The sequence below is a fragment of the Flavobacterium sp. genome (assembly GCF_049590715.1).
In the GTDB taxonomy this organism is placed as follows: Bacteria; Bacteroidota; Bacteroidia; order Flavobacteriales; family Flavobacteriaceae; genus Flavobacterium.
The window spans coordinates 1-13197 of record NZ_JBAWDL010000207.1 but is presented as its reverse complement, the minus strand read 5'-3'; the positions used below and the strand labels follow the sequence as shown (position 1 = coordinate 13197).

General features: G+C 30.2%; 15 protein-coding genes. 6 read left to right on the top strand and 9 right to left on the bottom strand.

Translation table 11 applies throughout. The features are described 5' to 3' along the window. From WBQ70_RS09555 to WBQ70_RS09540, 4 genes are all read right to left on the bottom strand, one after another. Nucleotides 1-1440: PorP/SprF family type IX secretion system membrane protein (locus tag WBQ70_RS09555; RefSeq protein WP_423913385.1), on the bottom strand; the 1440-nt coding region annotated here is incomplete at its 3' end. A 1-nt stretch (nucleotide 1441) separates the two neighbouring features. Next, nucleotides 1442-2899 (bottom strand): gliding motility-associated C-terminal domain-containing protein, encoded by a 1458-nt coding sequence (locus WBQ70_RS09550; protein ID WP_423913383.1) that lies wholly within the window; start codon nucleotides 2897-2899, stop codon nucleotides 1442-1444. Nucleotides 2900-3224: 325 nt separating this feature from the next. Continuing rightward, the gene (locus tag WBQ70_RS09545; RefSeq protein WP_423913381.1) at nucleotides 3225-4511 is read right to left on the bottom strand and encodes a hypothetical protein; all 1287 of its coding nucleotides are present in this window, start codon (nucleotides 4509-4511) and stop codon (nucleotides 3225-3227) included. 108 nt (nucleotides 4512-4619) lie between these two features. Continuing rightward, entirely contained in the window at nucleotides 4620-5060 is a 441-nt protein-coding gene (locus tag WBQ70_RS09540) for a hypothetical protein (protein ID WP_423913378.1), read from the bottom strand. A gap of 437 nt (nucleotides 5061-5497) precedes the next feature. Here WBQ70_RS09540 and WBQ70_RS09535 point away from each other — a divergent pair, with 437 nt between their 5' ends. The 5 genes from WBQ70_RS09535 to WBQ70_RS09515 all read left to right on the top strand — a co-directional run bounded on the left by WBQ70_RS09535 (nucleotide 5498) and on the right by WBQ70_RS09515 (nucleotide 8740). Next, nucleotides 5498-6646 (top strand): ATP-binding protein, encoded by a 1149-nt coding sequence (locus WBQ70_RS09535; protein ID WP_423913375.1) that lies wholly within the window; start codon nucleotides 5498-5500, stop codon nucleotides 6644-6646. Between the two features lie 5 nt (nucleotides 6647-6651). Continuing rightward, a complete protein-coding gene (locus WBQ70_RS09530) occupies nucleotides 6652-7035 on the top strand; it encodes a DoxX family protein (protein ID WP_423913372.1) in 384 nt (127 codons plus the stop codon). Nucleotides 7036-7084: 49 nt separating this feature from the next. Next, on the top strand, nucleotides 7085-7594 hold the full coding sequence (locus WBQ70_RS09525) for an acyl-CoA thioesterase (protein WP_423913369.1): 510 nt from the start codon (nucleotides 7085-7087) through the stop codon (nucleotides 7592-7594). A 143-nt stretch (nucleotides 7595-7737) separates the two neighbouring features. Further along, nucleotides 7738-8091 carry a hypothetical protein gene (locus tag WBQ70_RS09520; protein ID WP_423913367.1) on the top strand — a complete coding sequence of 118 codons (354 nt, stop codon included), beginning with the start codon at nucleotides 7738-7740 and terminating at the stop codon, nucleotides 8089-8091. A 121-nt stretch (nucleotides 8092-8212) separates the two neighbouring features. Continuing rightward, on the top strand, nucleotides 8213-8740 hold the full coding sequence (locus tag WBQ70_RS09515) for a ferritin (protein WP_423913364.1): 528 nt from the start codon (nucleotides 8213-8215) through the stop codon (nucleotides 8738-8740). A gap of 51 nt (nucleotides 8741-8791) precedes the next feature. Here WBQ70_RS09515 and WBQ70_RS09510 read toward each other — a convergent pair whose 3' ends face one another. Beyond that, entirely contained in the window at nucleotides 8792-9049 is a 258-nt protein-coding gene (locus WBQ70_RS09510; protein ID WP_423913362.1) for a (2Fe-2S) ferredoxin domain-containing protein, read from the bottom strand. 316 nt (nucleotides 9050-9365) lie between these two features. Here WBQ70_RS09510 and WBQ70_RS09505 point away from each other — a divergent pair, with 316 nt between their 5' ends. Next, nucleotides 9366-9896, top strand: a complete 531-nt coding sequence (locus WBQ70_RS09505; protein WP_423913359.1) for a hypothetical protein — start codon at nucleotides 9366-9368, stop codon at nucleotides 9894-9896. Nucleotides 9897-10190: 294 nt separating this feature from the next. Here the strand turns inward: WBQ70_RS09505 and WBQ70_RS09500 are convergent, their stop codons facing one another. The 4 genes from WBQ70_RS09500 to WBQ70_RS09485 form a co-directional block, all read right to left on the bottom strand. Continuing rightward, entirely contained in the window at nucleotides 10191-10658 is a 468-nt protein-coding gene (locus WBQ70_RS09500) for a GNAT family N-acetyltransferase (protein WP_423913357.1), read from the bottom strand. A 971-nt stretch (nucleotides 10659-11629) separates the two neighbouring features. After that, nucleotides 11630-11962: a hypothetical protein gene (locus tag WBQ70_RS09495; protein ID WP_423913355.1), complete on the bottom strand. Its 333-nt coding sequence runs from the start codon at nucleotides 11960-11962 to the stop codon at nucleotides 11630-11632. 175 nt (nucleotides 11963-12137) lie between these two features. Continuing rightward, complete coding sequence (locus WBQ70_RS09490) at nucleotides 12138-12452, bottom strand: hypothetical protein (protein WP_423913352.1); 315 nt, start codon at nucleotides 12450-12452, stop codon at nucleotides 12138-12140. 50 nt (nucleotides 12453-12502) lie between these two features. Beyond that, nucleotides 12503-13024: a hypothetical protein gene (locus WBQ70_RS09485; RefSeq protein ID WP_423913350.1), complete on the bottom strand. Its 522-nt coding sequence runs from the start codon at nucleotides 13022-13024 to the stop codon at nucleotides 12503-12505. Nucleotides 13025-13197: the final 173 nt, after the last annotated feature.

Sequence of the window (13197 nt, the reverse complement as noted above, 5' to 3'; positions counted from 1 at the left end):
TGCATCTGCTTTTGCTTTGGCATCAGCTGCTAATTTTGCTTGAGCTAATGCATCTGCTTTTAATTTTGCCTCTTCAGCTAACTTTGCTTGGGCTAACGCATCTGCTTTTGCTTTGGCATCAGCTGCTAATTTTGCTTGGGCTAATGCATCTGCTTTTAATTTTGCTTCTTCAGCTAATTTTGCTTGGGCCAGTGCATCCGCTTTTAATTTTGCTTCTTCAGCTAACTTTGCTTGGGCTAACGCATCTGCTTTTGCTTTGGCATCAGCTGCTAATTTTGCTTGAGCTAGTGCGTCAGTATTTCCATTTGCTTTAGCAATAGCATTTGCTTTAACTTCTGCAAGTTCTTTTATTTTTTGTAATCTTATTTGTTCTTTTTCAGCAACTAAAGCCTCTCTGTTTTCTTTCTTTTGCTGTGCATTTAATATTGGAGTTGAAGCAGCAACATTTTTGGACTTTGTAGTGACATATCTTCTTTCATTAGGAGTAATGATCGCCCCTTCTTCATCTTCCTCAGCATAATAATATGATTTATTTTTAAATTTATATGCCAATACAAATTCATGAGAAGCTCCAAAATTTAATAAATTCCCTAACCCTCTTTCATAATTATATTCCAGTGAAATTCTAGAGGTAACATTCATGCCTAGACCAGCAGACATTCCAAATACGGAATTGTATCCTGCTTGAGCCCATACTCCACTTGGAATAGCAAACATTGCTAAACCTGAAATAATGGTTTTGTCCTTTTTAAACTCCGATTTAATTAAAGTAGAAAATTTACTTTTATCAAAAAAACCATAAGAATCCACATATCCCGTATACATCATATGGGCTTCAATACTTTTTTCAGGATCCTCTTCAACAATTTTAGAATTATTAAAATTGTATAAGATTAGATTGTTTACGGAAAGACCAAAATCTAAAAAATCTGTTCCATAATTTATTCCTGGGTTTATAGTAAGTAAAGTGTTTGAAGGTATCGATTCTAATGAAGGATCAGACTCATTAGTAATAATCTTTCCATTATTCAATCCGCTTTTGTAAAAACCAACATTTAGACCAAAAGTCAAGTTAGAATCCTCTTCAAGCATAACATTTTGAGCAAAATTGGTTATAGCACCAAAAGTAGTATAAACACCATAATTTTGTTGAAACAAGCCTATTGCCACTCCTGTATTTTCAGCAAATCTACCAGAATAACCAAATATATAGGTTTGGGGTGCATTATCAAATTGTGTCCATTGTGTTTTATTATAAAAACTGACATAGGTTGTTTGCTCTCTTACAAAACTAAAAGTAGGATTGATAAGATACCTGTTGAATTTTAAAGAATTTCTAATTGGAAGCATAAACGAAACAACCCCATCCTGTTGATCTTGAGAATGAGTTGCTTGAAATAAACTGGAAAAAAAAATTAAAAAAAGTAAACTTTTCTTCATATCACTTATGTACCGTTATTGAACCTTTTTTAACTTTATTATCTTGTGTTGTAATGATATAATAATAAACAGGGATTACATTTTTGAAATCCAATTGATTTTCAGGCCAATTATTTTGATAATCATTTGTTTGAAATACGATATCACCTAAAGAACTAATTAGTATTATTTCAGTCTTTGTTCCTGAAATATATTCTTTTGGCAAAACCCAAGTATCATTAATACCATCACCATTAGGTGTGATTAAATTAGGAATTTCAGTAACATTCGAATCAATTGATGAATTAACTCTAAATAAAAATTCTTTAGTGGCATTACAACCTGAGGTTTGTGTGATAACCACTTTATAGCTTCCTTTAGTAGATACATTATAATTACTTTCTATTGCATCAGGAATAATAGCACCATTTAAATACCATTTATATTCAGGATTTACAGCATTGGTGGTAGTAGTAACTACTAAAATTTCATCTGCCAAAATTGTATTTACATCAGGAATATTAATAGTAGCATCAATTTGATTATCTAATAAATTAATGGCACCCGTGGATACACAACTTCCAAAACTAACAGATACAGCATACTCACCTGCTTGATTAGTAACATAGGTTTGACTATTGGCTCCAGAAATTGCAGTATTATCTTTATACCATTGATAACTATTACCTATAACCGTTGTTAATGTTGTTGAGTCTTCGCTGGAACAAAAAGGATTACCATTACTTGAAGTGATACTAACAACAGATCCTGAAGAGGATTCGCTTGCAGTAACTCTATTTGAATAAGAGTAGGAAGAACAACTTCCATAATTAGTAACTACATAATATTTACCTGGTTGATTTACCGTTAAAGTAGGAGTGTTGGCAATAGGTACTAAACTAGCATCCTTATACCATCTATATGTTAATGAAGGATATTTCAATGGAGAGTCATTAGTTCCTGTTCCTGGATTATCAATCGTCAATAGACAACTGCCTCCTGGGCAATAAGTGATGGTAGGGACAAAATTATTGATTGTGAATTCTGAATCTTGAATTTTATAATAGACTGGAAACTGTTGTTTTCCGGAACTATAAAAATTACCACTTGCAACTCCTGTGGAGCTCTTCACCCTCAGACTATAGGTTTCTGAACCTATTATTGTTGTAGGTATTGCAAAAGTAATTGTTTTATCAGTAGCGGTATCTACTATAGATGGATCATTAGGTAATACAGTGGTGGTTACCGGATTTAAAAAACTTCCTGTATTATCAGAAAGCTCGACTACAAATGTGGTACCAGCTGCAAAACCATCAATTTTAAATGGAACCTCAAATTTATTATAAGAACTGCCTGCACAAATTTGAGAAAAAGGCAACGCTTTAGGAATTATAGACTGAGCAGATAAAGACACGAATGACAAAAAAATCAAACTCGTTAATAAAATATTCTTTAAATTAATAGTAATTCTGTCTTTCATAATCCAATATGGAGCTCAATAAAACAAATAAAATCAAAAGATCACAAATCTTAAAAAATCATCCATTTCATCTTAATTAATTATTGTTGGAAACAATTAAATCATCTAAGATTAGTTCGTTATTAAATATTTATTTTCGGTGCAAATGTAAGAAAAAGTATCAAATAAATTTCATGCATTTTATTATTTATTCTAAAAAAAAATAGGCATATAAACACAGTTTATTTAGATATTTAAAGTACAAAAAAATGTCAGTTAAAATAATTTTCTTTGCATAAATAAGCAAAATTATTTTTCCTGACAAAAATTATACATCATTAAACTATTAAGGATTTGCTGAAGCGGTTATATTTGAAATCTTTAATCTAAAATCAGGCTTATCACTTAAGAAATCAATAAATGTTTCTTTATTATCACTTTGAGAATATACATTGGCAAATGAACTGTTACCATACCAATTTTCCAAATCTTCATTATTTGTATTATTTTCTGTAAAAATATTTCCTTTACAGTAATTAAAATACATCTCTTTAAATTTAATCTTTTTTAGATTAGCTCCATTAATTTGAATTTTTTCACTCAATAACACTGCAGGGTTAAATCCAGAAATAACGCTTCTTACAAAATTAAGAGAAGCATCTTCACCAACATAAACCGCTTCTTTAACCAAACCTGATTGAATATCAGCATTTAGATTTTCACTAGTATTTGCTAATGTTAAATTCACAGCAAAAACAGATGTTTGTTTTTTTGTAAAATCAATTCCTTCTTTTTTATCATATGAAAGAATATCAATACATCTTGAACCTAAACCACTTGTTAAATAAGAATCACGAATTACTAAAGAGTTCATTATTTTACATTGTGTTCCATAATTAAATTTAAAATCATCTCTTCTTGATTTAAAAGAAATCATTTTATTTATTTCCAAATCTCCTCCATTTATTTCAAATGAATTTCCAGCAGCATAACTGACCATAACATTTTCTAGTATGGTTTTGTTACCAACACCAGCTAACATTAAAGCATTGAAGTTGTCATCTCCTTTTACTTTTTTTCCAGCAAATTCTATTCTAACATATTTTAATACACCTGAATCACTACCAACATTCTCTCCTCCATAAGTAGTTAAAGTGTGATCTAGACCATAACTCACTGAAGCACTATTACCAAATTTATTTATTGGCGCATCACCTAAAATAACAAGACCTCCCCAATCTCCTGCTTTTTTAAAACTCTTAGCAGAAGTAAAAACAATAGGATCAGTCAATTGTCCTTGCGCTCTAATCTTTGCACCTTTAGTTATAATAAGTGAACCGCATGAATCGTAATCACCTACTATAACCGTTCCTGGTTCAATAGTAAGGGTAGCATTATTAGTAACGTAAACACTTCCTTGTAAAACATAAGTGTTCTTTTTAAATAATTTTGTGTCTTGCGAAATAGTACCAACTAATATTTGATCAGCTTGTCCGTAAGTTGCCTTATTAGGCTTAAATTCTGTCCAGTTATTTAACCAATTGCTGGATCCGGTTATTCCTTTTTCTTGCTGTGCATTGACAGTAAAAACTAACATAAGGAAAATACAAGCGATTTGTGTGGCATTTTTCATTTGATAATATGTTAAGTGATTAATATTATAAACTACAATACTTCTGAATAATTATAGAATATATTGAGTTATTTTTTTATAATTTATGTAATCCTGTATTCTTTAAATTTACAATTCAAATTCGTGTAATGATTTCATTGTGCTTTCATAAAATAAAATAGATGCAATTAAGTTTCTAGTATCTGAATAAGGAACCATTCTTCTTTGAAAATTTACCGTAATTTCAAGAAAATCAGCAGTACCTTGAACTTGTTGTGCTAATGATTTTACATTATCAGAATCATTAGGTATTCCTAAATCTACTAAAGTAACCCCTGGTTTTGTAACTAAAGCAATATAAGGCAATATTTTTACAAGAACATTTATTCGTTCTATATATAAATCTAAAAGTTGTCCTTTTTTCATTTCTTGCAACTCCTTTAAGTTGTGATATTTTCTTATAGATGCAGTTGAACTTATAATACTAGGAGCCTTTTTATCTTGAGCAAACGCTGTACCTGTGATAGTTAATAAAAAAAATAGACTAAAAAAAATAATTTTCCCTTTCATAATAATGGTTTTCAGTTTTTATAATAATAACAAAAATATACAATAAAAGTAAACTAGCACTACCCTGTGGGAGTTTTTTTCAGCAATAGATGTGTTAAAATCGTATTTTGCCGATAAAAAATAAAGCATAATCAGATAAATTTACATTATAAACAATGGTTTTTTTACTTAAAAACTCTTGTTAACCCATACAAAATAACGATTGTTAATAAATAGTGTAAAAATAACCAAAACTGCCAATCCACCCATTTAAAAAAAACATTAAAATTAGCAACCCTATTTAGAAGAATTCCTCCACTGATATAAAAAATTTATAATTCTGTTATAATCCAAAATAGAAAAATAGTCATTTACTGTTTTTTTTTAAATAATATTTTTAGAAAAAAACTTTGTAATTCAAAATTTTTGACTGAATCATTTTCTTCTATCTTTGCTTTATGCTATTTTCAAAAATTTTAGGACAGGAACATATCAAAAATCACCTGACGCAAAGCGCTAGTTTAGGTCGTATTCCACATGCACAATTGTTTGTTGGGCCAGAAGGAAGTGGGACTTTGCCCATGGCTATTGCCTATGCACAATACATTTTGTGTAACAATCAAAATGGTGAGAACACTGGTGAAAATACTGCCTGCAATCTTAAATTTGATAGAATAGCGCATCCTGATTTGCATTTTGCTTACCCTACAGTAACTACAACTGAAGTTAAAAAAAATCCTAAAAGCATTGATTTCATTACTGATTGGAGGGAATTTATTTTACAACAGCCCTATGGAGGATTGTTTGACTGGTATGCTGTATTGGGTGTTGAAAATAAACAAGGCGAAATCAGGGTCGATGATGCGCAGGAAATTCTAAAATCCTTATCATTGAAATCCTATGAAGGAGGACATAAAATAATGATTGTATGGATGGCTGACAAACTCAATATTTCAGCTTCGAATAAATTGTTGAAATTACTGGAAGAACCACCTGAGAAAACCATTTTTATTTTAATAAGCGAAAACGAAGAGGATATTATCCAAACGATTCGTTCTCGTTGTCAGATCTTGCATTTTAATGGTTTAAGTCAAGCTGTCATTGCAGATGCTTTAGTCGATCGAGAAAATATTGATTTAAAACAAGCACAAAAAATAGCCCATCAGGCTCAAGGAAACTATAACAAAGCCTTGCATTTAGTCCATGAGAATAGTGATGAATTTCCTTTTGAAGAATGGTTTGTAACCTGGGTTAGAGCTGCTTTCAAAGCCAAAAAAGATGCTTCAGCCATACAAGAATTAATACTTTGGAGTGAGAAGATTGCAGCACTAGGACGAGAAAGTCAAAAAAAATTCCTCGAGTTTTGTATTGAAATCTTTCGTCAAGCCTTAATGCTAAACTATGAAGCTAACGTTTTAGTTTATTTTGAGCCAAAAGTACCCAAATTCAAATTAGAGAATTTTGCACCATTTGTCAATGGTAACAATATTCAAGATATATACAACGAAATATCCGAAGCCATGTATCATGTGGAGCGCAACGGAAATGCTAAAATAATTTTAACCGATTTATCTATAAAACTAACCCGTCTTATCCATAAAAAATAACCATTATGAACAACGTAGCTTCTATCTTAATTTTGATATTCTTTGGAATTACTTTTTTGCAGTCTAGTTATGAAAAACTATTTTATTGGGAAGAAAATCTTATTTGGTTGAAAGAACATTTTGCAGAAACTCGTTTAAAAAAACATGTAAAAATAGCCTTAATCCATTTGGTAATAATGGAATTAATTTCAACTGTTTTATGTTTTGTAGGATGCATTCAATTGTTTATTAACAACGGACGCTTATTTGGGTTTTATGGTGCAGTCTTTTCATCAATTACATTGATTATGATGTTATTCGGACAACGACTCGCTAAAGATTATGATGGCGCTCGCACTATTGTCATCTACTTTATACCTGCGGTTATGGCTGTGTATTGGTTGAATTAGAATAATAAATGGCAAATTCAAAAATCAATAGTAATAACACTAAATATAAATGAATTCAAAAACTCCCTCAGAATCTTTAACGGTATTAACTGATTTGGTTTTACCTAGTGAGACGAATCATATAAACAATTTATTTGGAGGCGAATTATTGTCTCGGATGGATAGAGCAGCCAGTATTTCGGCACAACGGCATTCTAGAAACATTGCCGTAACCGCCTCCGTTAATCATGTAGCTTTTACAAAGCCTATTTTGTTAGGCAGTGTGGTCACAATTGAAGCCAAAGTTTCTAGGGCTTTTAATAGTTCGATGGAAGTTTATATTGATGTTTGGGTCGAGGATAGAGTTTCTGGAGTTAAATCAAAAGCAAATGAGGCTATTTACACTTTTGTAGCCGTAGATCAATACGGAAAACCTGTAATTGTCCCGCCAATTGTTCCCGAAACAGATATTGAGAAACAACGTTATGAAAGTGCTTTAAGACGAAAACAATTGAGTTTATTACTCGCTGGAAAAATGAAGCCTAACGAAGCTACTGAACTAAAAGCATTGTTTGACTAATACATTATATGGGCCAACAAAGCTTATCTTCAAGGTGATACCCTAAAAACAAAAGCAACATCTTTATTTAGATTAAATACAAATAATTTGTAGATTAGAAAATAAGTTATTAAATTCGCACTCTATTTAATACACTTAGGCACATGTCTCAAATTCATTTTAGTCAAGAATTTTTATTTGAAACCTCAAAAGGATATAGTTATCAATGTGATACGACAAATACCATTGTCATCAACTTTAGTGATACTATTGTTAAATATAGCGTTCGTGATTTTTTAGTTTTTCAAAGAAAAGTAAATAGCGTTGCCATTCTTGATATGATTTATGATTTATCGGATTCTTGCGACTTTAAATTGATTGAAAATACTAAGACTAATTTTTCAAGAAAACTTACTATTTGCGAAATCATCCAACTTCGAGAATTATTAAATGGAACCAAATTCACATTAGTTCTTTATTCAATGCTTAATGAAGTATTGAGTGACGTTATGGTTTAACACCATTTTTACTCCCTAAAATTGTACTTCTTTTATTTAGATTGAATTCAAATTTTGGAGTTATTGCTCAATAGTAGGATTTATTCCGTAAATTTGAGTGTAACTAAAAATTTGAAGAAAAATGAAAGATTTATTGAGAACAAACTCTTCACTTCACGAGGGAATAGAAAAACTTTTAAACATACAGGCAAAAATAGAAAGTGATGCATCTAACAAATATTTGGCTATGGCCTCTTGGTTAGACCGCAATGGATATGCAAATACTGCTGATTATTTATACGCACAATCAGAAGAAGAACGTGAACACTTTTTGAAAATATTCAAATACATTACGGAACTTGGTGGTATTGCTATCACCCCTACTGTTGGTGAAGTACAACAAGAATTTCGTTCCTTAAAAGAGGTATTCGAAATTGCCTTACAAAATGAAATTGCGGTAACCCATGCGATTAATAAGATTGTTGCAAAATGTCGTGCTGAAAATGACTATGCTACTGAAGAATTTATGATGTGGTACGTAAGAGAACAAAGAGAAGAAGAGAAAAACGCTAGACGTGCCCTTGAACTTTTTGATCTAATCGATGAAAATGCTCCTTCAGGAAAATTTGAATTAGACAAAGAAATAGCAAAACTAGGAGCTACAATTTAACTAAAGCTCCAACATATTTGAAAACTCTTGTTTGAAAAAATAAGAGTTTTTTTATGACTTCATTTTATTGATAATTTTTTCTGCCTGGCTTAAATTTACTTTTTCGTGCCATTGATTTGCAAATTGATCGTAAAGGATGGGCGCACATTTACAACGGTCACTACATTCCATTTTAAAAATCTCCACTTCGTTTTTCAAGCCTTGTTCTTTAATGACTTTTTTGAAATATTTCTTTAGATCTTTATGTTTCCCACATTTACTTCCGTTGCACATAAATAGTGCTTTTTTAGGAAATTCTATCTCACTCATAACGCTTCAGTTTAGAAAACAAAGATAAATCTTAATATTGAATCAATCCATTGATTCTCTCATCAATAAAAAAATATCAATTTACTACTTCCCAATACTGAGTTTTAATGTGCTTTTCTATACAATAATGTGTTGAATTAAAATACTTTCTGATTTAAAATAACAATATAAAATCCAAAATTTAGTTATATTTAAGTTGTCAAAAAAAACTTTCAGTCGTAAATCGGATTGAATTTTCTACTTTTAATAATGGCACATTTTTTGGGACAAAGTATTGTCTTATACCAAACTAAACAGATAATTTAAGCATACTTGTATGAAAAAAATCATTTTTATCCTCTCCGTTTCCCTATTTATTAGTTGTAAATCTAAAAAAATAGTCACTACTACTTTACCTATAACAGAACAAACAACGCAAGAAGCCGAAGATGTTTTAGAAGAAAAACCAGCGACTCCTTTCACAAAACTTAATTTAAACACTGTAGTGGGTTCTCAAAAGCAAAAAGCATATGATTTAGGTGTTCGGCTACTAAACACCTGTAATACGTCTAAATTTAAACCATATAACACTACTGAAGCCACTCAAAGTGTTATCAACAACATTACCATCGAAGCCATTTCTAAAATTTGTAGTCGTTACCGTCAATATTATGGTGATTTTGTAGATCTAAAACTAACCGAAGTTTATCAATTAACTGATGATCAAACCATCGTATACCGATACAAAGCTTTATACAGTAAAAAAGTGGCTAATAAAGAACTGCGCGTTTATATGGATACTAGCAACCGCATGTCAGCCATTAGAACCATGGATTGGGAAGAGCAGTATGTAGTGAAAAGGAAGTAAAAAAGTAAAAATACCAATCCTTTTATACTCATCAAAAAACACCTGTAAGGTTTTAAAAACCTTACAGGTGTGGTAATTCCTTAAAGATTTGCCTATTTATCAATTGAATTTAAATTATTAGGAAAGATAAAACTGGGGTTACTATGAGTTGAAAACTTCTTTTTAAGAAATCAAATAACGCCGCCTTATACATCCTCTACTTCCTCAAACTTGTCATTCTGACGAAGGAAGAATCTTCATTCGTATTTCTCTACTAAATTGCCAATTTTTGTGGGTACGAGTTAGAAACTCGCACTAGACTTTGTCTGTTGGAGCTAACTGAGGATCTATTGGGTAACATATTTGTTTTCTGAAATAGTATTTGTTATAACTTTTTGGAAAGTCTGTTTCTACGCCAACTTGTTGAAATCCTAGTTTTTTATAAAATTCAGGAGCTTGAAATGAGAACGTATCTAAACTTATATAGTCACATTTTCTTTTTCTTGCTTCATTTTCAACTTCTTCCATTAGTCTATTTCCAAAACCTTTATTACGGTATTCTTCTTTAATAATGAAAGTTTTTATTTCCATTGTATTCCAGATAGATTTTCCATAAATGCCACCAATAATTTCGTTTTCTAGAGTTCTTAATATTATTTCAAGAGGTTTGTTACTATATTCTAAATGGATATTATTAGTTTTTTTTCTATTGAAATCTACAAGTAAATCAACAATTGTTGAATGAGAGGTATCATTAATAAAATCATTAATTTCTATATTCATTTTTCAGGTTTTTCGTTAATAATAGCTAACAAACATATATGGAAAAAGTCATATATTATTTTTTGAAATAAAAAAAAACATCTCTTTATCTTATTTGCGTTATATCTATTCTTTGTGGGCACAGATAAATATCTGCACTAACGATTGTGGTAAGTCGGCGCGATCCGGGGAATCTTAATTCGTATTTCTCTACTAAATTGCCAATTTTTGTGGGTACGAGTTAGAAACTCGCACTAGCCGTTATCTTTATTTATACTCGCGCCAGCCTGGGGATAAATCTTGAACGTGGAGTTTTATTTATTTAGCTGTGCTTGGATTACTATTTTTCTAAATAATAAAAATTCTAAAGTTGTAAAAACCAGATAAATAACCGAGAAAATCACAAAGTTTCTGAATAAGCTACTTACATTTAAAAGATTGTTTATTAACACGTTAGAAACTATTAAGATGACAAAAAATAACGGTATGCCTGAAAACGTAAAGAATGATAAGTAAAGATTAGTTCTAATTTTTTCGATCAGATTTAGAAAAAGTAGCAGCGAACAAAAAAACATTGCAATAAGGTACACCAATGAATAAGCTAAGTTTAATATTACATCTAAAAAATGTAATAATGATTCAAAAAAAATTCCAGAATCGTGATTTGTTTCGGCAATTACTACTCTATACGCAACGAATATCGCAATACTTATCAAAATATTTATGAACCAAAACTTAAATATAATTTTTTTCATTTCTTGTATAGGAGCGTTTTGTTTAGAGTAAATTTATTTGTTGCTGTGATTTGTTTTTTGGTTGGTTTTGTGAAATTTTGGATAATGTTTTGCTACTTTTAGAGGATTGGAAGTTCGTAATCATTGTTTAATAATGGCTAGTACGAGCAGAATGTTATTAAGTTAAGGAGAATCCTGACGATACACATTTGTTTTTCGTAATTACAAAAGTTTGCACGATCGGAAATTTAAAGTTAATTATCTTAATGCGTAATAACAACTTTGACTGTAAAGGTTATTTAAATTATCATCAGTAATCCAGTCATACTTGTTTTTAATAAAATTCTTGAATTTTGAAGATTCGATAAATAAAATTTCGTTTCCTTCTTTCACAGGGTTTTTACTCACATAATCGTGAGAAATCTTATTTATTTTCCTGCAAATTTTCTCACAATTATCTAATTCAGATTTACTTAATTCAGGATGTTTTTTTGAAAGTCTATTGTTAATCTCAACCAACCAATTTTCTCCAAATTCCATTGAAAAATTCAGTCCATTATTTAATATTTCGCTAGACAATTTAATTTTCATAATAAATTCAATTTTGAGTGTTTCCCATTTAATTGTGCCTAAACATCTAGGCTCTACAGCGAGTTTGGGATTAAACTAAGCCCTATTTTCGGCTTTACCAAATCTTTCTGATAGAAAACCATCTTTCCATTAAGCCTATTGCTCAAATCCGTTGTAGTGGCTGTTTAGGCGTAGTTTATATACTTAAAAGATCGTCTAGCAATTCTGAAATTCCTGAAGTTTTTTCACGAATTGCATTATATAAGTCTACCAATGAATAATCATAAGGAAACTCGTAAAGAGAATTATATGTTTCGTCAATCATTTCAAACTTAATTTTTTCGGTCCAATCCCAATCATATTCATCTCTGAAATATTTTGCTTTGTATTTATATAGCCAAAAATACTTGTCTCCAATTTTAGTGTTATAAATAAAATTTACAATATTTTCGTCGTAGGTTGCGTCAATTGTTTGAGGTTTAATAGTCTCCCAAACAATTTTGTCTTGCATAGTTTTCTTTATCAGTTCTAATATAAAAACTGATATTTTATTTTCGTTTATCATAGTATCAAGGAGTTATCATTATCTTTTTTAAGTTCTTCTAAATAAGTAATTAAACCAGTTAATTTTATATAATATTGTCCGGCAATTGCTTCACTAAATTCCTCTGTATTAATAATTTTATGGTATATTTTTTTTAAAGTGGGTAAGTTATAAATTGAATCGGGAAGTTTTTGGACTTTTTTTGCTTCGTTTATAATTTTCTGGAGTGTTTCGGCATCTTTTTTAATTACTTTTTTCTTTATGCTTTTAGCTATTTCTTCAGATTTTTTTAACTGCTCGCGTAACTGCATTTTTTCATCTGTAAAATTTGAAAGATGCAAAACCATTTTACTAGCGATTTCTTTTAGTCTACTAATATGTTCTTCACTTCTGACTTGAAACAAATGCTTTTTATTAAATTCAAAAATACTTTGATCTATTATAAATACTTTAACAGCAGTGAAAATTGCTAATAAAAATCCAATTGCTTCAAACCAATTAGCACAATTGTCAACAATTTCTTTTAATTCTTTATACATTTTTAAAATATAAGTTCATATTTATTCTGATGTTTCTTAAAATTACGCACAACTTGTTTTATACTCAGTTTTTACTCTTCTAGTTGAGCTTATATAACAAATTTTGGGTAGATATGCTCAACTGTTGTTGAGTACTATTTTTTCCAAATATATAAAAAAACATCAATAGAAAA

What these genes read in the sequence shown, in the direction of transcription:
- WBQ70_RS09515 (WP_423913364.1), top strand. Translation starts at nt 8,213, where the DNA reads ATGAAAGATTTATTGAGAACAAACTCTTCACTTCACGAGGGAATAGAA.
- WBQ70_RS09500 (WP_423913357.1), bottom strand. Translation starts at nt 10,658, where the DNA reads ATGAATATAGAAATTAATGATTTTATTAATGATACCTCTCATTCAACA.
- WBQ70_RS09520 (WP_423913367.1), top strand. Translation starts at nt 7,738, where the DNA reads ATGTCTCAAATTCATTTTAGTCAAGAATTTTTATTTGAAACCTCAAAA.
- WBQ70_RS09530 (WP_423913372.1), top strand. Translation starts at nt 6,652, where the DNA reads ATGAACAACGTAGCTTCTATCTTAATTTTGATATTCTTTGGAATTACT.
- WBQ70_RS09490 (WP_423913352.1), bottom strand. Translation starts at nt 12,452, where the DNA reads ATGCAAGACAAAATTGTTTGGGAGACTATTAAACCTCAAACAATTGAC.
- WBQ70_RS09510 (WP_423913362.1), bottom strand. Translation starts at nt 9,049, where the DNA reads ATGAGTGAGATAGAATTTCCTAAAAAAGCACTATTTATGTGCAACGGA.
- WBQ70_RS09545 (WP_423913381.1), bottom strand. Translation starts at nt 4,511, where the DNA reads ATGAAAAATGCCACACAAATCGCTTGTATTTTCCTTATGTTAGTTTTT.
- WBQ70_RS09505 (WP_423913359.1), top strand. Translation starts at nt 9,366, where the DNA reads ATGAAAAAAATCATTTTTATCCTCTCCGTTTCCCTATTTATTAGTTGT.
- WBQ70_RS09485 (WP_423913350.1), bottom strand. Translation starts at nt 13,024, where the DNA reads ATGTATAAAGAATTAAAAGAAATTGTTGACAATTGTGCTAATTGGTTT.
- WBQ70_RS09535 (WP_423913375.1), top strand. Translation starts at nt 5,498, where the DNA reads ATGCTATTTTCAAAAATTTTAGGACAGGAACATATCAAAAATCACCTG.
- WBQ70_RS09540 (WP_423913378.1), bottom strand. Translation starts at nt 5,060, where the DNA reads ATGAAAGGGAAAATTATTTTTTTTAGTCTATTTTTTTTATTAACTATC.
- WBQ70_RS09525 (WP_423913369.1), top strand. Translation starts at nt 7,085, where the DNA reads ATGAATTCAAAAACTCCCTCAGAATCTTTAACGGTATTAACTGATTTG.
- WBQ70_RS09550 (WP_423913383.1), bottom strand. Translation starts at nt 2,899, where the DNA reads ATGAAAGACAGAATTACTATTAATTTAAAGAATATTTTATTAACGAGT.
- WBQ70_RS09495 (WP_423913355.1), bottom strand. Translation starts at nt 11,962, where the DNA reads ATGAAAATTAAATTGTCTAGCGAAATATTAAATAATGGACTGAATTTT.